Raw genomic sequence first — 18,028 nt, 5'->3', positions numbered from 1 at the left:
GGGAGTAAGAAATGTTTCTCAATAGCATGGTGCGCGTGCGCCCGGCCTGCGTATCGGCGTGGTTCGCGCTGATCCTGTCCCTGAGCCTCGGTTCCGCGGCGCAGGCGGAGTTGACCCTGGAACACGCAGAGTCGCTGGCCCTGTCCGCTGATCCGGCCGCACAGCGATTTGATTCCGAATCGCAGGCGTTGCAGGCGCTGGCCATCGCGGCGGGCGAACTGCCCGATCCCATGGCCCGCCTGGGGTTCATGAGCCTGCCCGTCGACAGTTTCAACCTGGGCCAGGAAGCCATGACCCAGGTGGTGGCCGGGGTGGTACAGCGTTTTCCGCGGGGTGATACCCGTTCGCTCGAACAGCGGCGTTTGCGCGAGCGGGCGTCGGGCCAGGACCACGCGGCCGCCGATCAGCGCCTGCTTACGGTGCTGTCGGTGCGTGAACGCTACCTGGAAGTGGTCCTGCAGCAGCGCCTGCAAACATTGACCGGCACCGCGCGGTCCGTTTTCGCCGGACTGGCCGATATCACCCGCGATTACTACGCCACCGGCCGGGCGCAGCAACAGGACGTGTTGCAGGCGAGCGTTGAGTTGGCGCGGATCGAAGAGCGTGCGTTGCAATACGAGCAGAGGGAACATGAGGCGCGCGCCGAACTGGCGGCTTTCGTTGGCCCTGCCGCCCATGACGAACTGACTTCGGCCTGGCCGATCCTTCCCGAGGTTCCCGCGGCGGGTGAGCTAAAGGCCGCACTTGCGGAACACCCGCGGCTGCTGGCACTGCAGCAACAGGTGCTGGCGGCCGAGACCGGTGTGGACCTCGCCGACGAGCGGTATCGTCCTGAATTCGCGGTTGATGTCAGCTATGGCCTGCGCAGTGGCTCCGATCCGCAGGGCGTGAGCCGGCCGGACCTGTTCTCCGCGATGGTGGTCATGGATTTACCTTTCTTTCACGAAAAGCGCCAGGACCAGGTCAAGGCCGCGCGCCTGGCCGAGTCCTCGGCGACGGCCTACCGTCGCGACGATACCTGGCGCAAACTGCGCGCGGATCTGGAGCGGAGTCTGGCAGCGCTGAAAACGGTCGAGCAGCGGCGGGAACTGTTTGAGTCGGTTCTGCTGCCGCAGGCCGAATTCAGCGCCGAAGCCTCGTTCGAGGCGTACCAGTCGGCAGTCGGGGACTTGACCGGTCTGCTGCGGGCGCGAATCGCCGAATACGAACTGGGGCTGGATCACGCACGGGTCCAGGCGGAGGTTCTGCGTTTGCGTGCTCGCCTGCTGTATTTGGGAGGTGAAACGCCATGAATGCCACATCTTCAACGAAGAATATGAGCTGGATCGGAATGGGACTGGCGGGCTTGCTGCTGGGAGGATGGCTCGGTTGGGTGGTGGCGCACCGCATGGGGCCGGCGCCGCCGGGGGAGGCCGCCGATGCTGATGCATCCACGGAACCGGTTAAAACCGCAGCCCCGGGCGAACCGGAAGTCCTCTACTGGGTCGCGCCCATGGACCCGAATTATCGGCGTGACGAGCCGGGCAAGTCGCCGATGGGCATGGATCTGGTGCCGGTATATGCCAACTCGGAACCGGATTCCTCGGGTGCGGTGAGCATCAATCCCGCGGTGGAGCAGAATCTGGGGATTCGTACCCGCGCTGCGGAGTTTCGGCCTCTGTGGCGTCGTATCGAGGCCACCGGCTACGTCGGCTTTGACCAGAACCGGCTGGAACACATTCATCTGCGAACCTCCGGGTGGGTTCAGAACCTGCAGGTCAATGCCGAAGGCGAACGCGTGCGGGCCGGAGATCTGCTGTTTGAGTTCTACGCCCCCGACCTGCTCAACGCGCAAAAAGAATTTTTGCAAGCGCGGCGCCGCGGAGATGCTCGACTGGCTGCGGCCGGGCGGCAGAAATTGCTCGCCCTGGGCATGGAACGCGGCGAGATCGATGAACTCGACACACGCGGTGCGGCGCGGCAGACAATCGCGGTACTGGCTCCGGCCGACGGCGTCATTACCTCGCTGAATGTACGCGCCGGAGCCTATGTCGAACCGGCGACCGAGGTCATGAGCGTGGCCGATCTGTCGACGGTCTGGATGCAGGCTGAAGTGTTCGAGTCCCAGGCCGATTGGGTCGCCACCGGCCAGTCCGCCGAGGCGCGGCTGGACTACATGCCCGGTGAAGTCTTTGCCGGCGAGGTCGACTATGTGTACCCGGTGCTCGATCCACAGACGCGAACGCTGCGGGTGCGGCTGCGTTTCGACAACCCGGGGGAGCGGCTCAAACCCAATATGTACGCCCGGGTCACCATTTACGGCAAAACCCACCTCGATGCCCTGGCCATTCCGCGTGATGCGGTCATCCGCGCGCCCGAGCGTGACCGGGTGGTCGTCGCGCTCGGAGACGGGCGCTTCCGTTCGCACGAGGTGATGACCGGGATCGAAAGCGGAGAATGGGTCGAAGTCATCGCCGGGCTGGATGCGGGTGATGAAGTGGTGACTTCAGCGCAGTTCCTGCTCGATTCCGAAGCCAGTCTCACCGGCAGTCTGCGACGCCTGGAGTCGGGGGCGGAACGCGATGATGCGCCGCCGCGGGTGGTCTTCGGCAGCGGTGTGGTCGATGCCGTCGATCGGACGGCACGCCGCATGCGGATCAGTCACGGGCCGATCGAACGGCTGGGCTGGCCGGCCATGACCATGGAGTTCGATGCCCTGCCTGCAGTTGACCTCGGTCGTATTCAGACCGGTCAGAACGTGCACTTCTCGATTCGCCCGGACGCCAGCGGCGTGTACGTGGTCGAGATGGTGCACCTGGTGGAACCGGGCGCTCCGGCGGGTCCGGGAGACCCGGCACGTTCCGGAGAAACGATCGAATCCGTTGCGGAACCCGCACCGGGCGAGCCGGGGCAGATGGAGCATCACGATCATGATTGAGCGCATCATCGACTGGTCGCTGAGCAACCGTTTTCTGGTGTTGTTGCTGGCGCTGGCACTGGCTTTCGGTGGCGTGGTCGCATTGCGCGACACGCCGGTCGACGCGATTCCCGATCTGTCGGACGTTCAGGTGATCGTGAAGACCTCGTATCCCGGGCAGGCTCCGCGGGTGGTCGAGGATCAGGTGACCTATCCGCTGACCACGGCCCTGATGTCGGTGCCGGGTGCCCGCGCGGTTCGTGGTTACTCGTTTTTCGGAGACTCGTACGTTTACGTACTGTTTGAAGACGGCACTGACCTCTACTGGGCACGGTCGCGCGTGCTGGAATACCTGAACCAGGTCTCCGGCCGGTTGCCGCCGGATGTCCAGCCCGTGCTCGGTCCCGACGCGACGGGCGTCGGCTGGGTGTACGAGTATGCGCTGGTTGACCGGTCGGGTGCCCACGATCTGGCCCAGTTACGCTCGCTGCAGGACTGGTTTTTGAAATTTGAACTGCAGGCGGTACCCGGTGTTGCCGAGGTGGCCACCGTCGGTGGCATGGTGCGCCAGTACCAGGTGGTGGTCGACCCCAGCGCGTTGCGGGCCTACGGTCTGCCGCTGGGGCGGATTCGTGATGCGATCCAGCGGGGCAATCGCGAAGTGGGTGGATCGGTCATCGAAATGGCCGAAGCGGAATACATGGTCCGCTCCACGGGCTACCTGCAATCGGTTGCTGATCTGCGGTCGGTTCCCCTGGGCCTGAACGACAACGGCACGCCGATCCGGCTGGAGGATGTGGCGGAGGTCCGGTTGGGTCCGCAAATGCGGCGGGGCATCGCGGAGCTCGATGGCGAAGGGGAGGTCGTCGGCGGAATCGTCGTGATGCGCAGCGGCGAAAACGCATTGCGCACCATCGATGCGGTCAAGCAACGGCTGGGGGAACTGCGTTCGGGTTTGCCCGAGGGCGTGGAAATCGTCGAAACCTATGATCGTTCGGCCCTGATCGAACGGGCCGTCAGTACGCTGGAAGAAAAACTGGTCGAGGAAATCATCGTCGTTGTGCTCGTGTGTTTCCTGTTCCTGTTTCATTTCCGCTCCTCGCTGGTCATCGTCGTGAGTCTGCCGCTGGGTATTCTGGCCGCCTTCGGAGTCATGCACCTGCAGGGTCTGAATGCCAACATCATGTCACTCGGTGGCATCGCGATTGCGATCGGGGCAATGGTGGATGCGGCGATCGTGATGATCGAGACCCTGCACAAGAAGATGGAAGAACCCGGTTACCGTCCGGAGCGCCATTGGAAAACGGTGCGCGAAGCGAGCGGCGAGGTTGGGCCGGCGCTGTTTTTTTCACTGTTGATCATCACGCTCAGCTTCTTGCCGGTATTCACCCTGCAGGCGCAGGAAGGGCGGATGTTCGCCCCGCTGGCTTTCACCAAGACCTGGGCCATGGCGGCGTCTGCCGGGCTGTCGGTGACCCTGGTGCCGGTGCTGATGGGCTACCTCGTGCGCGGCCGCATCCGGCCCGAGCGGGCGAACTCCCTCAATCGCGGACTCGCCGCCGCCTACCGGCCCGTGGTCACCTTCCTGGTGCGTCATCCGGTACTGGTCTGCGTGCTGGCCCTGGTCGTAATGGTTTCAGCCGCCTGGCCGTTGTCGCGGCTGGGCTCGGAATTCATGCCGGAAATGGATGAGGGTGATCTGATGTATATGCCCACGACGTATCCGGGACTCTCGATTGGCAAGGCGCAGGAATTGTTGCAGCAGACCGACAAACTGATCCGCACGGTCCCTGAAGTGGAGCGTGTTTTCGGCAAAATCGGGCGAGCCGACACCGCTACCGATCCGGCGCCGTTGACGATGATCGAGACCGTCATTCGCCTCAAGCCGCGTTCCGAGTGGCGGCCGGGCGTGACGGCGGCGACGATCCGGCATGAACTCGACCGGGTCGTGGACCTGCCGGGACTGACCAATGCGTGGGTGTGGCCCATCCGAACCCGCATCGACATGTTGTCGACCGGGTTCAAAACCCCGGTGGGCCTGAAGGTGGCGGGACCGGACCTCACCGTCATCGAGCGCATCGGGGCTGACATCGAAACCATCCTGCGGGAGGTTCCGGGTACGGCTTCGGTATTTTCCGAACGGGTGCAGGGCGGTCGCTACGTGACCGTCGATATCGATCGGGTCGCGGCCTCGCGATACGCCCTCAATATCGACGACGTGCAGGACGTTGTGCGAACCGCCATCGGCGGAATGAACGTCACGGAAACCGTGGAAGGGCTGGAACGCTACCCGGTGAATCTGCGCTATCCGCGAACGGTGCGCGACTCGGCCGAACGCATTCGTCTGCTGCCCATCGTCACCCCCGACGGCCAACAGATTCCGCTGCAGGCGGTGGCCGACGTGCGCATCGAAGACGGCCCGCCGATGATTCGCAGCGAAAATGCCCGGCCCAACGGCTGGGTCTACGTGGACATCGATGGCCGCGACCTGGGCCGTTATGTCGCCGACGCCCGCAACGCCGTGGAAAGGCAGCTGAAGCTGCCGCCAGGGTATTCGGTGCGCTGGTCGGGTCAATACGAGTACATGGAGCGCGCGCTGGAACGTCTGCGCATCGTCGTGCCGGCGACCCTGGCGGTGATCGTGCTGCTGCTGTATCTGAACTTTCGTGGCGCGGCCGAGGTGCTGATCATCCTGGGTTCGCTGCCGATGGCGCTGGTGGGTGGCTTCTGGCTGTTGTGGTGGCTGGATTACAACCTGTCCATCGCGGCCGGCGTGGGATTCATTGCCCTCGCCGGCGTCGCCGTGGAAACGGCCGTGGTGATGCTGGTGTATCTGCAGCAGGGTGTGCGCCTGCAACGGCGGCAGGCTGCCTCAGAGGGCCGGGCACTCGATGCCGGGGACCTGGAGGCGGCCGTGGTGCACGGCGCCCTGAGGCGATTGCGTCCGAAGGTCATGACGGTGACGACCATCATCGCCGGCCTGCTGCCGATCATGTTCAGTTCCGGAACCGGATCGGAGGTCATGAAACGCATCGCAGCGCCGATGGTGGGGGGGATGGTGAGCGCGACCGTGCTGACCCTGGTCGTTGTGCCGGCCCTGTTCCTGTTGTGGCAGCGATGGTGCCTTCGCAGGACCGGCTGAGGCGGGCGCGCTTGCCGTAGGGCGTGAAGCAGAGCGGGTGCCGGATACCGATTACACCGCCATTGCAAAAGGTACAAGAACGGGCCCGCAGGGCCCCGGTGACCGCTTCCTGGTGCGGCCGGAACACCGGATATCTCCACTGGTGCGGAATTTGCATGTCTTTGCAGACCTTGCAAATCCAAACCGGAAGGAGAAGAAGAAATGCAGTCATATCTTCGCTTCGGCGCGATGATCCTGACGTCGACCGCCCTGATGCTGCTCCTGATGTATTTCAATTCCTACTCCATGGAGCATGTGTTCTGGAGTGAAACCCGCTTTTACATGGCGCTGTACATGGGGGCGATGATGGCGGTTGTGATGCTCACCTACATGCTCGCCCACTATCGCAACCGGGCGGTCAATGCCGCCATTTTCGCCGGAAGTGCGGTCGTATTCGTCGTCGCACTGTTTCTGCTGCGCAGCCAGTCGACGGTGCAGGACGTGTCGTGGATGAAAGCCATGATCCCGCACCATTCGATCGCCATTCTGACCAGCGAACGTGCGCAGATATCCGACCCGCGGGTACGCGAACTGGCCGACCAGATCATCGAAGCCCAGCGCCTGGAGATCGATGAAATGAAAGCCCTGATCGCTGACCTGGAAGGCGGGCCGCGTGCCACACCCGAAATCGACGGGAAATAAGACATGTCCCGCACTGATCAAAAAGACAATCGTCGCAACCAAACCGCCGAGCTTCACCGCATGGTGATGGAGGACCACGTCTGTCCGTACGGACTGAAGGCGCGTGATCTGCTGCAACGCGAAGGATTCGTGGTGGATGACAACTGGCTGGAGAGTCGCGAGGAAACCGACCGGTTCCAGGATGAACACGACGTCGAAACCACCCCGCAGATTTTCATCGGTGGCGAGCGAATCGGAGGCTACGAGGCCCTGCGCGAGCACCTGGGTCGCGATGTCCGGGAGGCGGGCGAGACCACCTACCAGCCCGTGATCGCATTGTTTTCCGTGGCCTTGCTGATGGCTCTGGCGCTGAGCTGGGCCGTATTCGGGTCGCTGCTGAGCGTGCGGGGGGGCGAATGGTTCATCGCCATTTCCATGACCTTGCTGGGTGTGCAGAAACTGCAGGACGTGGAATCCTTCAGCACCATGTTCCTCAACTACGATTTGCTGGCGCGCCGGATGGTGCGTTACGGCTACGTCTATCCGTTCGCCGAAACCCTGGCGGGCGTGCTGATGATCGCCGGCGCACTGACCTGGCTTTCCGTGCCGGTGGCGCTGTTCATCGGAACGGTAGGCGCGGTTTCGGTGTTCAAGGCCGTGTACATTGACAAGCGCGAGCTGAAATGCGCTTGTGTCGGTGGCGATAGCCAGGTTCCGCTGGGTTTCGTATCGCTCACCGAAAACCTGATGATGGTGGCGATGGGTGTGTGGATGTGGCTCAAGTGAACCGGCCGGAAGAACGGGTCGCAGCGTACGAGCGTTGAAGTTCTGAATCGAGTGATGAGTGTGCCGCCGGGGTGCTGCATTCACGCCGGGCGCGAAGTACACTCATTCGATGAATTTGTTGCGTGAGCCCCTGGTCCTGTTTCTTGCCGCCGTATTGCTTGGCTGGGGTGTGTTCCTGGGCTCCGGGGCGCCTGCTCCGCTACCAGCGGATACGCCCAATGAACAATTTTCCGCCGGTCGCGCCGAATCCATTCTGCAGGATCTGTATCAGGGCCTTGGGCCCCATGTCAGCGGTTCACCCACCAACCGGGTCTTGCGTCAACGGATCGAAGACCAGTTACTGGCCGCCGGTTACGAACCGCAATTGCAATCCGGCTATTACTGTTCGCCGCTGTTCGCGGCTTGCAGTCCGGTCGAGAACCTCGTGGCGGTTTTGCCGGGAGGTGGTGAGGCTCGCCATGCCATTCTGGTCACGGCACATTACGACAGCGCCTGGGCGGCGCCCGGCGTGTCCGATGACGGCGCCGGGGTCGTCGCGGTACTTGAAATCGCGCGCATGGCAGCGCGTGGCGCGGATTTCAGTCACGACATCATCTTTTTGTTCAGCGATGCCGAGGAGCAGGGCCTGATCGGCGCGTACGCGTTTGCCGCCGAACACCCGGCCTTCGAGCGGGTGCGTGCCGTGATCAATCTCGAGGCGCGCGGAGTGGCGGGACCGAGTGCGATGTTCGAAACCGCGCCGGGTAATCGCGGAATCATCCGGCTTCTGGCCAAACACCTGGACCGGCCGATGGCCAATTCGCTGACCTACGAAATGTATCGGCGGATGCCCAATGACACGGATTTTTCGGTGTACCGTGCCTACCCCATCGTCGGGGTGAACTTCGCGTTCACCGAGGGTGTGGCCGCCTACCATTCCCAGGCCGACGACCTCGATCGCCTGGACCGGGCGAGCCTGCAGCACCACGGGCAGAATGCCTGGTCCGTGTTGCGTGCGCTGGACGAACGCACTCTGGACAAGATGGTGGAGGGCGAGGATGCGGTCTACGTGGATTTGCTGGGACGCGGCTTGCTGCATTATCCGGTCAGCACCGCGGCCGGTCTCGCGCTGGTCATCAGCGTTCTCGTGCTGATCGCCATCCGGCGCAGTTATTCCCGGCAGGTATCCTTCCGTCAGATGTTCTGGTCCCTCGTCGCCGTGGCCGCGCTGGTGCTGGCCATACCGGGGGCAGGGTGGCTGTTGTCCTGGCCTCTGGGTCGCTGGCCGGATCTGCACGGGCTCGATCACCCTTGGCCCTGGGCGGGACGCCTGGCGCTTTTCCTGTCCGCCATCTGGTTGCTCCAGGCCGTGTCGGGCTGGCTGTCGGCGCGAGCCTCCACGGCATCGGTGATGTCCACCGTCTGGGGCCTGTATGCGCTGCTGGCGCTGGCGTTGGCGACGACCTTGCCGGCAGCCGCATTCATTCCCCTGCTGCCGTTGCTGGCGTTCATGCTGGGCCTGGGTTTGGACGGGCTTCGCTGGCGTCACTCACCGCGCCTGGCCATTTCCAGCTTCGCCGGGTTTGTCGCCTCGCTGTACATCGGTTTCTACCTGTGGCGGATGCTGGAGACCATCACCTCATTCAGTGACTCCGCGCTGAGCATGGCTCCGATGATCCTGCCGGCCGTGGCGGCCTTGCCGCTGCTGATTTCAAATGCCGACCGGCGCGGCACTCCGGTGGGCGGCCGACTGGTCGTTATTGTGCTGGTTCTTGTCTCCGGCACGGCACATGTCTTGCTCCCGGCTTATTCGGTCGACCGGCCGCGGGACATGTCGGTGTATTACCGCACCGACGCCGGTTCCGACGGTGCGTGGATGGTGCTGGAGTCGAGTTTCGGCCGGGTGGATCCGGTCTATGCCCGGAGCCATGGCTTCCGGCCGGTGGCGCAATTGGGCGGCCTGCAGGCGCAGCCGGTCGAGCCGTTGGACTTGCCGGAGCTGGCGGTTCGGGTCCAGGAGTCGGGGACTGGCGAGCGTCAGCCCAACGAGCGGCGCTACCGGTTTGAGTTGGTCGTTCCCCAGGACGTACGCCAGGTCGTCATCCAGACGCCTGAATCAGCCGAACTCACCTTTGCCCGGGTCGGCGATCAGATCGCCTGGGATGAGACACGCCCGACACCTCGTCCAAGGTCGCGGCGCGAATTGGTGCTGCACCAGCCGCCGCCGGGACGGGTGCGCATCGAACTGGAGTGGGCCGGCGCCGCGTCTGCCTCGTCCGTTCGGGTGACTACCCGCTACGACCTGCCGGCAGAGCGCCTGGCGCCGTTCATGGAGGAATGGCCGACTGGGGCGCGGCCGGCGTTCGCCGGACCGCGGGCCGAGGTTCGGCTTACGGTTCCGTTGCCGTCCCCACAGGCATCAGACGGGGACCGTCCTCCGCGCCGCAATGGCGGTTGAGTCAACGATTCGCGGCGGGATCAGGCCATCACCAGGTAGGTGTCGTACTCGAGCGGGTTCACCGCGCCGGTGAATTCCTGTTGCTCGGCCCGTTTGATTTCACGAAAAGCTTCCTGAAAATCGGCCCCCAGTGCACCGGCGATGAAGTCGGACTGTTCGAACACGCGCAAGGCGTCGTACCAGTTCGCCGGCAGGATCGGGTCTCCGTCCACCTTGCCGGAATTGACCGGTGCTTCCGGTTCCAGGCGGTTGTCGATGCCGTGCAGCATGCCCGCGAGAATCGCGGCCAGTGCCAGGTAGGGATTGGCGTCAGCCCCGGCGATGCGGTGTTCGATCCGGCGCGCAGCCCCTTCGCCGTTCGGGACGCGGATCGACACATAGCGATTTTCATACCCCCAGGTCGGCTGCAGCGGGCCGTGCACGCCGCGCCACAGGCGTCGATAGGAGTTGTGATGCGGTGCGAATATCAACATGCAGTCGGCCATGGTGTCGGCCAGGCCGGCGATGGCGCTGCGCAGCAGATCGCTGCCCGCTTCGGTGCCGTCGTCGAACACGTTGCGGCCATTCTTGTCCAGCACGCTGACGTGGTGGTGAAAACCATTACCGTCCAGGTTGCCGAACGGCTTGGCCATGAAGGTGGCGATGAGCCCGTGCTTGCGGGCCACGCCCTTGATGGCCTGTTTCAACCACTGCGCGTGGTCCGCGGCGGCCAGTGGGTCATCCACGTGATGCAGATTGAGTTCGTACTGTGAGGGCGCCAGTTCCTTGACCAAACCGTCCAGGGGCACCTGCATGGCTTCACAGGCGGCGCGGAAGGCGTGCAGCAGTTCGGAGTGCTCCTGCATGACCTCGGTGCTGTACAACTGGCCGCCGATCTGACAGTGGCCGTTGGCTCGCGTGGCCGGCAGACGCGGAGTTCCGTTGGCTTCCCGCTCCTCGGGCAGCAGGTAGAACTCGAGTTCCGGCGCGCACACCGGCGTCAGGCCGAGTTCGCGATAGCGCTCGCACACCCGGCCGAGAATCACACGTGGGTCGTAACCCCAGGGCGCGCCGTCCTCGGTGTTGAGTTGCAGCAGGATCTGCGCGGTCGGGCGTTCCAGCCAGGGCAGGGGGCGGATGGTGTGCTCGAGCGCGGTACAGATGCCGTCGCCGTCGCCGATTTTCTCGCACAGCACAGGAACGTCCCGTCCCCAGATATCCGGTGACACCGCGGTCAGGCTGATCTTGAACTGACCACCGAGCACCTTGCTAATCGCGCTCGCCGGAAGCCATTTGCCGCGCAGCACACCGTTGAGATCGCTGAGCACCACCTCAATGGAATCGGTCTCGGGATGCTCGTCGAGATAGCGAAGGACCGGCGACATCGTGGCATCGGTTTCGGCAGGGGGCATGACAACGGTTCGGCTGCGGTGTTGGGAGCATTCTACGGTGTTGCTGGTGGCGCGGGAATAGGCTGAATGGGCGAGCGGGGCGCAAGGTAACGTGGCAAATGCGCGTGGCGTGTGATTTCATACCCCGGATTCTTTCACGCCACGAGCCCATGACCCAATCAATGATCCGGCCGGTTACGCCCGCCGACTATCGCGAATACGCCCGCCGGCGCCTGCCGGGCTTCCTGTTTCATTACATCGACGGCGCCGCCAACGAGGAGCGGACCGCGGACCGTAACCAGTCCGATTTCGGCCGTTGGCAGTTGCGCCAGCGAGTGATGCGCGACGTGTCCGGGGTCAGCACGGCCGCACGGCTGGCCGGAGAGGATGTGGCGCTGCCGCTGGCGCTGGCGCCGGTCGGACTCACCGGGATGTTCGCCCGGCGTGGCGAGGCCAGCGCCGGACGGGCGGCTGCCCGCGTCGGTGTGCCGATGGGGCTCTCCACGGTGTCGATCTGTTCGATCCGTGAAGTGCAGGCGGCCGGACCGGCCGTTTGGTTCCAGTTGTACATGCTGCGCGACCGGGATCTGGTATTGCAATTGCTCGAGCAGGCCTGGGAGTCGGGCGTGCGTACCCTGCTGTTCACCGTGGACCTGGCGATGGAGGGCGTGCGTCACCGGGACATCCGCTCCGGCATGGTGGGTTCCACGCTGCGCGCACGGCTGGGGCGGGCCTGGCAGATCGTGAGCCATCCGCGGTGGGTCTGGGATGTGGGGCTGCGGGGCCGTCCGCATACGTTCGGAAACCTCGGCTTCTTCGACACCGCCTCCAACGATCTGAATGCCTACAAGTCCTTCATCGCGGGGCAGTTCGACCGGGCCGTCACCTGGGAGGATATCGGCTGGTTACGTGAGCACTGGCAGGGCCGGCTCTACATCAAGGGCGTGTTGTGCGAGGAAGACGCGCGCGCGGCCGCCGAACGGGGTGCCGACGGCGTGGTCGTCTCCAATCACGGCGGCCGGCAACTGGACGAGGTGTCCTCGACCATCGGCAAGCTGCCGGAAGTCGTGGCGGCGGTGGGCGACCAGCTCGAAGTGCTGCTGGACGGCGGTGTGCGCAGTGGCCTGGACATTGTGCGCGCGGTGGCGCTGGGCGCCCGGGGCGTGCTCATCGGCCGGCCGTTCGTTTACGCACTGGCGGCGCGGGGCGAGGCCGGCGTACACGACCTGCTCGCCACCCTGCAGCACGAAATGACCGTGGCGATGGCCCTGATGGGGGTCACGCAGGTGAACGAACTCAACCCGGACTGTCTGCAGTACTGCGGCCCGGAACGGGTCTGAAGCGGGCTGCCGGCAACGCGGCTGTCTGGCAGGCTGCGAACCCCCTTCAGCCGGGCAGTTCCTGGGTGACGACGGCATCGATGAGCGCCGGTCCCGGCCGCGCCACCGCCGCTTCGAACTGTTCATGGAATTCCGCCGGCGTGGTCGCGCGCGTGGCAGGCACGCCCATGCCTCTGGCGATTTCCACCCAGTCGATGTCGGGACGCGACAGGTCCAGCATGCTGAGCGTTTTCGGCGTCGGCGTGCCGGCGCCCACCCGGGCCAGTTCGATATTGAGGATGGCGTAGCTGCGATTGTTCATGATGACCACGGTCACGTCGGTCTGTTCACGGGCCATGGTCCACAGAGCCTGCACGGTGTACATGGCACTGCCGTCGGCCTGAAGCGCCACCACCTTGCGTTCGGGACAGGCCACCGAGGCGCCGAGAGCCAGCGGCAGGCCGATGCCGATGGCACCGCCCGTCAGGGAGAGCCAGTCGTGTGCCGCGGCCTGGGTGGTGAGGGGATACAGCGCCATGCCGCAGGTGGCGGCTTCGTCCGTGACAATCGCGTTCTCCGGCAGCAGTGCGGACAGTGACTGTCCCAGCGCCAGGGGGGTCAGCGGGCCGTGCTGCGTTGCGGCGGGGGTCTCCACCTCCGGTTCGGGTGCCGGCGCTACGACGTTGGCGGGCTCGTGTGCCGAAAGGGCGTCCGCCAGGTCCAGCAAGGCCTGCTCGACGTCCTCATCCACTGTCGCCAGCTCCAGTGTTTCGCAATCTTCCGGCGTCAGCCAGCTCGGTTTGCCGGGATAGGCGAAAAACGACACCGGCGGCCGGGCGCCGATGAATACGATCCGGTCGAGACCGGCCAGGGCCTGCAGCGCTTCTTCGGCAAAATAGGGCAGGCGTTCCACCGCCACCCGGCCCACGCCGCGTTGCAGCCGGGCGGAGAAGGTTTCGCACAACAGGCGCGCTCCGGTGGCCCGGGCGATGCGCCCGGCCGCGTCCAGGCCCGGTTCGCGCAATGCTCGACCGCCGAGGAACAGCGCGGGCGTTCGCGCGGATTTGAGGACGGCTGCCGCCCTGGCGATCGACGCTTCGGGAACCCGGGTTCGCCGGGGAACGGGCAGCGGCTCTGCGGCGACTTTGGCGTCCTCCCAGGCGTGGTTGGCGGGCACGATGACGGTGGCGATGCCGCCGGCTCCCGTTTGCGCGGCCTGGATGGCTTCCGCGCCAGCCTGCGCCAGGTCATCGGGCGATTCCGATACACGCACCCAGTCCGACGGGATGGCCGCATGGGCGGCGACATCGGAAGTCAGCGGGGCGTCGTACTGCTGATGCCAGGTCGCGTGATCGCCAACCAGGTTGATGAGCGGCACATGCGCGCGCATGGCATTGTGCTGGTTGGCCATGCTGTTGGCGAACCCGGAACCCAGGTGGAGCAGGGTCAGCGCCGGAGTGTCCGTCATGCGCGCGTAGCCATCGGCCGCGCCGGATGCCACGCCTTCGAACAGGCATAAAATGGCGCGCATGCCGTCGCGGTTACCGATGGCGGAAACCAGTTGCATCTCCGAAGTCCCGGGATTGGCGAAGCAGACCTCGACGCCGCCGGCGATCAGGGTGTCGAGTAGATTGTCGGCGCCATTCACTGTTCAGCCTCCTGCAGGGAGAAGATTTTGCCCGGGTTGAGCAGATTGTGCGGATCCAGCGTGCGTTTGAGTGTTTTCATCAATTCGATTTCCACGGCGCTGCGCGAATGGCCCAGGTAGGGGCGCTTTTCCAGCCCGATGCCGTGCTCCGCCGATACCACGCCGCCGCGCTTGCGCAAGGCGTCGTAGACGATGCCCTTGGCCTCGGAGACCGCGGCCCCCTCTTTTTTGCCGACGGTCAACACCGGGTGGATGTTGCCGTCGCCGATGTGACCGAAAAACACGCAGCGTGAGCCCGGTATGCGTGCTGTCAGGGTGTCGCGTACCTCGTGGACGTAAGCGTCCATCTGCGGTATATCCAGGCTGACGTCAAAGGTGATGGTTGGCGCCAGGCGTTCCACCAGATGATCGATGTCGTCGCGGATGGCCCAAAGGTCCTCGCGCTGCTGCTCGCTTTGCGCCACGATCGCATCGGCGATCAACTCACCCTCGAAGGCCTCTTCGAGTGCTCGTTCGAAACGCTGGCGGTCGATGTCTTCGTGGCTGCCGGTGGCTTCGAGAAGCACATAGAACGGGTAGTCGGTGGCCAGCGGTACGCCGTGGTTCTCGCCGTCGCCAATGATCAGGCGGTAGAAATCGTTCCACAGCACTTCAAAAGCGCTCAGCGATCCGCCCAGCGCGGTGTCCATGGTCCGCAGCAGTCCGGCCACCCGGTCGAAATCCGTGGCGGCGACCAGCGCGGTATTGCGTGAGCGGGGCAGGGGCCGCAGACGCAGAACCGCGCGGGTGACGATTCCCAGGGTGCCTTCGGCGCCGATGAACCATTGTTTGAGGTCGTAGCCGGTGTTGTTCTTCAGCACCGAATTCATTGAGGATACGATCGTGCCGTCGGCCAGCACCACCTCCAGACCCAATACCTGCTCGCGCATCATGCCGTAGCGGATCACGCTGTTGCCTCCGGCATTGGTCGAGATGTTGCCGCCGATGGTGCATGAGCCACGTGCCCCGAGATCGAGCGGAAACAGCAGCTCCGCTTCCTCGGCAGCCTCGTGCACGGTCTGCAGCGCCACGCCGGCCTGCACCGTCATGGTCCGGTTGTCGCGATCGATGTTTTCGATGCGGCGCATCCGCTGCAGCGACAACACGATGTCACCGGGCCGTGTCACGGAGCCCCGGACCAGGCCGGTGAGTCCGCCGTGGGTGACCACCGGTTGCCGGGCCGCGTGGCAGCATTTCATGACCTCCGCGACTTCAGCGGTGGAGGCGGGGCGAATCAGTGCATGCGCCTGGCAGTCGCCCCGCGGCGGCCAGGTATCGGAATGGGCGGCCACATCTGCGCCGGTCAGAACGCCGGCTTCACCGACGATGTCGCGTAATTGCGCGATCAGGTCCGTCACGAAAGTCTCCTCAGCGGTGCAGTCGGATCAGCAGGTCGAGAACCCGGTCGGCCAGTCGCCCATACGGTGGGGCCAGCAATTTCAGGCTGCTGAAGCGTGCCTGGTGGAACACGGGTCGCAGTTTGGAAAAGGTTTCGAAACCTTCGCGACCGTGGTAGTGCCCCATGCCGCTGGGGCCGATACCGCCGAAGGGCAGGTCGTGCTGCGCCACGTGCAGCAGGGTGTCATTGATGCAGACACCACCCGAGCGAGTCTGTTCGATGTAGAAGCGCTGCAATTTGCGGTCGTGGGTGAACGGGTAGAACGCCAGCGGCCGGTCGCGCCGATTGATGGCATCGACCACGTCTCGTGGATCGGTGTAGGTGAACACCGGCAGGACGGGGCCGAAAATTTCCCGTTGCATGACTTCCATGCGGTCATCGGCACCCAGCACCAGGTGGGGCGGAAATTTGCGCTGCCGCGGCAGGGGCGAGGCGGGTGCGCTGAGATTGATCAGTTCCGCGCCGCGTGCCGCCGCGTCTTCCAGGCTTGCCTGCAGACGCTCGAAAGAGCGGTCGTCGATGATGGACGTGTAGTCCGGACTGGCGATGTCCGGGTAGTGGCGGGCCACGTACTCGCGGCTGGCGCTGACGAAGGCATCCAGCCGGTCCGCTGGCACATAGCAGTGGTCCACGCCCACGCAGGCCTGACCGGCATTGAGAAGCTTGCCGTAAAGAATGCGCTCCACCGCGCGTTTCAACGGGTAGTCCGGCGCGATCACCGCCGGCGATTTGCCCCCGAGTTCCAGGGTCACCGGCGTCAGGTTTTCCGCGCAGGCCGCCATCACCTTGCGGCCGGTCTGCCCCGATCCGGTAAACAGCAGGTGGTCGAAGGGCAGTTGCGAGAACTCGACACCCACGTTGCCCGTTTCGGCGAAAAACTGCAGTTTTTCCGCTGGAAAATAATCGGGACTCAGACGGGTCAGCAGTTCGGCGAGCCGCGGTGAGTTCTCCGACAGTTTGACCATCGCCGAATTGCCTGCGGCGAAAATGTTCGCCAGCGGCGCGAAAGCCAGTTGCACCGGAAAATTCCACGGTACGATCACGCCCACCACCCCGAGCGGCTGCGGAATGAGCAGATTTCGCGCGCCGGGATAGATCATCCAGTCAACCCGGCGGCGGCGGGGTTTCATCCAGCGTTTCAGGTGCCTGAGGGCATGATCGATGCTCTCCAGGACGACCACGATCTCGGAGAACATCGTTTCGTGCCTTGAGCGGTTGCCGTAGTCGGCGTTGATGGCCTCGACCAGTGCCGGGTGGTTGTCGCTCACCAGGCGCTTGAGTGCCAGCAGGCTGGCCTTGCGATTGCGATAATCGGGGCTGGGGTGGGCGTCGAACGCGGTGCGCTGATCCTGCAGCACCTGTGCCAGCCGGGCGCGGATGTCGTCTGGAGGCCCGGCCGCGAGATCGCCCTCGAGGCCGATCGCATCGGCACGGGGGTTCGTCACCGCGGACGAATCGGGGGAGAGATTGCCGGGAGATGAATTCATGGGTCCGATTATCGCATGAAGACGAGTGAAATCAGCGCTTTCCGCCGGAACAGTCCATGCTCTCGATTCCGCAACCGGGCTGACGTCGGCCCGAGTTACCGGGTTTCCTGCCGTTCGGCGCAGGCGATGCACAGCGTGACCGCGGGATCGGTCTCCAGCCGGGCCGGTAAAATAGCTTCCTCGCAATGGGTGCACCAGCCGTACTCACCAGCCTCGATGCGCCGCAGCGCCGCCTCGATGCGGCGCAGCCACAAGGTGCGGCGGCGCTGCGCTTCCACCGCCATGGCCTGTCCCTGCAAGGCGTCCATGCGCGACAGCCGGCCCACCCGGGCCTGGTCCAGCGCCACGGTTTGCGTGGATTCGTGCGCGGTTTCGGCGTTGTCCTGCAACTCCCGGCGCTGCGTTTCGAGCCGTTCGCGGAAGTGATCGAGATGCTCTGGATCCATGATGACAACGGTGGTTAACTGGCCTCGGGGGCGGGTTCGCGGCCGGCCGTCAGGCCAATCAGCCAGGGCCGGGCGCATTCGTCTGCGGGCGGTTGCGGACACCTCGCCGCGCACTCATGGTGATGAACGCGAGCCGTACGGTGCATGCCCTGCGAACGCGCATCGGGTACGTGGTGCGCCTTTCCTGCACGATGCAGCCATCGCTCGAGTCTTGCTGCCATCCACCTTACCCTGATTCCGCTGCCGTTTTAAATAGCGAGCGGTATCTGTTCACCACTTCAATCCCGGTCCGGTTGATAGAACGGGCCATTTCTGAAAGACAATTGCCCCGGGTCAACTCTCCGTAATGTCCTTTCCAGTAATGTGGGAGTACAACATCTCGACGAAGCGTAAAGGGGC

12 protein-coding genes are annotated in these 18,028 nt (G+C 64.5%); 7 read left to right on the top strand and 5 right to left on the bottom strand.

Annotated elements, in window-relative coordinates:
• The first annotated feature begins 11 nt into the window (after nucleotides 1–11).
• The 6 genes from V3330_RS03020 (at nucleotide 12) to V3330_RS02995 (ending at nucleotide 9,921) form a co-directional block, all read left to right on the top strand.
• On the top strand, nucleotides 12–1,292 hold the full coding sequence (locus tag V3330_RS03020) for a TolC family protein (RefSeq protein WP_354693912.1): 1,281 nt from the start codon (nucleotides 12–14) through the stop codon (nucleotides 1,290–1,292).
• Nucleotides 1,289–2,917, top strand: coding sequence for an efflux RND transporter periplasmic adaptor subunit (locus tag V3330_RS03015; protein WP_354693911.1), 1,629 nt, complete (start codon nucleotides 1,289–1,291; stop codon nucleotides 2,915–2,917). Before V3330_RS03020 ends, V3330_RS03015 begins: the two co-directional genes overlap by 4 nt.
• Nucleotides 2,910–6,038, top strand: a complete 3,129-nt coding sequence (locus tag V3330_RS03010; protein WP_354693910.1) for an efflux RND transporter permease subunit — start codon at nucleotides 2,910–2,912, stop codon at nucleotides 6,036–6,038. The genes V3330_RS03015 and V3330_RS03010 overlap by 8 nt, the downstream gene beginning before the upstream one ends.
• A gap of 201 nt (nucleotides 6,039–6,239) precedes the next feature.
• The gene (locus tag V3330_RS03005; protein WP_354693909.1) at nucleotides 6,240–6,719 is read left to right on the top strand and encodes a DUF305 domain-containing protein; all 480 of its coding nucleotides are present in this window, start codon (nucleotides 6,240–6,242) and stop codon (nucleotides 6,717–6,719) included.
• A 3-nt stretch (nucleotides 6,720–6,722) separates the two neighbouring features.
• Nucleotides 6,723–7,484, top strand: coding sequence for a MauE/DoxX family redox-associated membrane protein (locus tag V3330_RS03000; protein WP_354693908.1), 762 nt, complete (start codon nucleotides 6,723–6,725; stop codon nucleotides 7,482–7,484).
• Between the two features lie 109 nt (nucleotides 7,485–7,593).
• Nucleotides 7,594–9,921 (top strand): M20/M25/M40 family metallo-hydrolase, encoded by a 2,328-nt coding sequence (locus V3330_RS02995; RefSeq protein WP_354693907.1) that lies wholly within the window; start codon nucleotides 7,594–7,596, stop codon nucleotides 9,919–9,921.
• 20 nt (nucleotides 9,922–9,941) lie between these two features.
• On the opposite strand, the gene V3330_RS02990 is transcribed toward V3330_RS02995, so the two are convergent.
• A complete protein-coding gene (locus tag V3330_RS02990; protein ID WP_354693906.1) occupies nucleotides 9,942–11,312 on the bottom strand; it encodes a glutamine synthetase family protein in 1,371 nt (456 codons plus the stop codon).
• A gap of 161 nt (nucleotides 11,313–11,473) precedes the next feature.
• On the opposite strand from V3330_RS02990, the gene V3330_RS02985 reads away from it, so the two are divergent.
• Entirely contained in the window at nucleotides 11,474–12,631 is a 1,158-nt protein-coding gene (locus tag V3330_RS02985) for an L-lactate dehydrogenase (RefSeq protein ID WP_354693905.1), read from the top strand.
• A 46-nt stretch (nucleotides 12,632–12,677) separates the two neighbouring features.
• Here V3330_RS02985 and V3330_RS02980 read toward each other — a convergent pair whose 3' ends face one another.
• The 4 genes from V3330_RS02980 to V3330_RS02965 form a co-directional block, all read right to left on the bottom strand.
• On the bottom strand, nucleotides 12,678–14,258 hold the full coding sequence (locus V3330_RS02980; RefSeq protein WP_354693904.1) for an acetolactate synthase large subunit: 1,581 nt from the start codon (nucleotides 14,256–14,258) through the stop codon (nucleotides 12,678–12,680).
• Nucleotides 14,255–15,655 (bottom strand): FAD-binding oxidoreductase, encoded by a 1,401-nt coding sequence (locus tag V3330_RS02975; RefSeq protein WP_354693903.1) that lies wholly within the window; start codon nucleotides 15,653–15,655, stop codon nucleotides 14,255–14,257. Before V3330_RS02975 ends, V3330_RS02980 begins: the two co-directional genes overlap by 4 nt.
• 10 nt (nucleotides 15,656–15,665) lie before the next feature.
• The gene (locus tag V3330_RS02970) at nucleotides 15,666–17,183 is read right to left on the bottom strand and encodes a coniferyl aldehyde dehydrogenase (RefSeq protein ID WP_354693902.1); all 1,518 of its coding nucleotides are present in this window, start codon (nucleotides 17,181–17,183) and stop codon (nucleotides 15,666–15,668) included.
• A 95-nt stretch (nucleotides 17,184–17,278) separates the two neighbouring features.
• Nucleotides 17,279–17,629, bottom strand: coding sequence for a TraR/DksA family transcriptional regulator (locus V3330_RS02965; protein ID WP_354693901.1), 351 nt, complete (start codon nucleotides 17,627–17,629; stop codon nucleotides 17,279–17,281).
• Nucleotides 17,630–18,028 lie beyond the last annotated feature (399 nt).

The sequence above is a fragment of the Elongatibacter sediminis genome (assembly GCF_037892215.1).
Taxonomy (GTDB): Bacteria; Pseudomonadota; Gammaproteobacteria; order Xanthomonadales; family SZUA-36; genus Elongatibacter; species Elongatibacter sediminis.
Note: the sequence above shows the minus strand (reverse complement) of the source record. Positions and strands in the feature narration are given on the sequence as shown.

Coding starts and splice junctions, on each gene's coding strand:
- V3330_RS03020 (WP_354693912.1), top strand. CDS start 12: ATGTTTCTCAATAGCATGGTGCGCGTGCGCCCGGCCTGCGTATCGGCG.
- V3330_RS03015 (WP_354693911.1), top strand. CDS start 1,289: ATGAATGCCACATCTTCAACGAAGAATATGAGCTGGATCGGAATGGGA.
- V3330_RS03010 (WP_354693910.1), top strand. CDS start 2,910: ATGATTGAGCGCATCATCGACTGGTCGCTGAGCAACCGTTTTCTGGTG.
- V3330_RS03005 (WP_354693909.1), top strand. CDS start 6,240: ATGCAGTCATATCTTCGCTTCGGCGCGATGATCCTGACGTCGACCGCC.
- V3330_RS03000 (WP_354693908.1), top strand. CDS start 6,723: ATGTCCCGCACTGATCAAAAAGACAATCGTCGCAACCAAACCGCCGAG.
- V3330_RS02995 (WP_354693907.1), top strand. CDS start 7,594: ATGAATTTGTTGCGTGAGCCCCTGGTCCTGTTTCTTGCCGCCGTATTG.
- V3330_RS02990 (WP_354693906.1), bottom strand. CDS start 11,312: ATGCCCCCTGCCGAAACCGATGCCACGATGTCGCCGGTCCTTCGCTAT.
- V3330_RS02985 (WP_354693905.1), top strand. CDS start 11,474: ATGATCCGGCCGGTTACGCCCGCCGACTATCGCGAATACGCCCGCCGG.
- V3330_RS02970 (WP_354693902.1), bottom strand. CDS start 17,183: ATGAATTCATCTCCCGGCAATCTCTCCCCCGATTCGTCCGCGGTGACG.
- V3330_RS02965 (WP_354693901.1), bottom strand. CDS start 17,629: ATGGATCCAGAGCATCTCGATCACTTCCGCGAACGGCTCGAAACGCAG.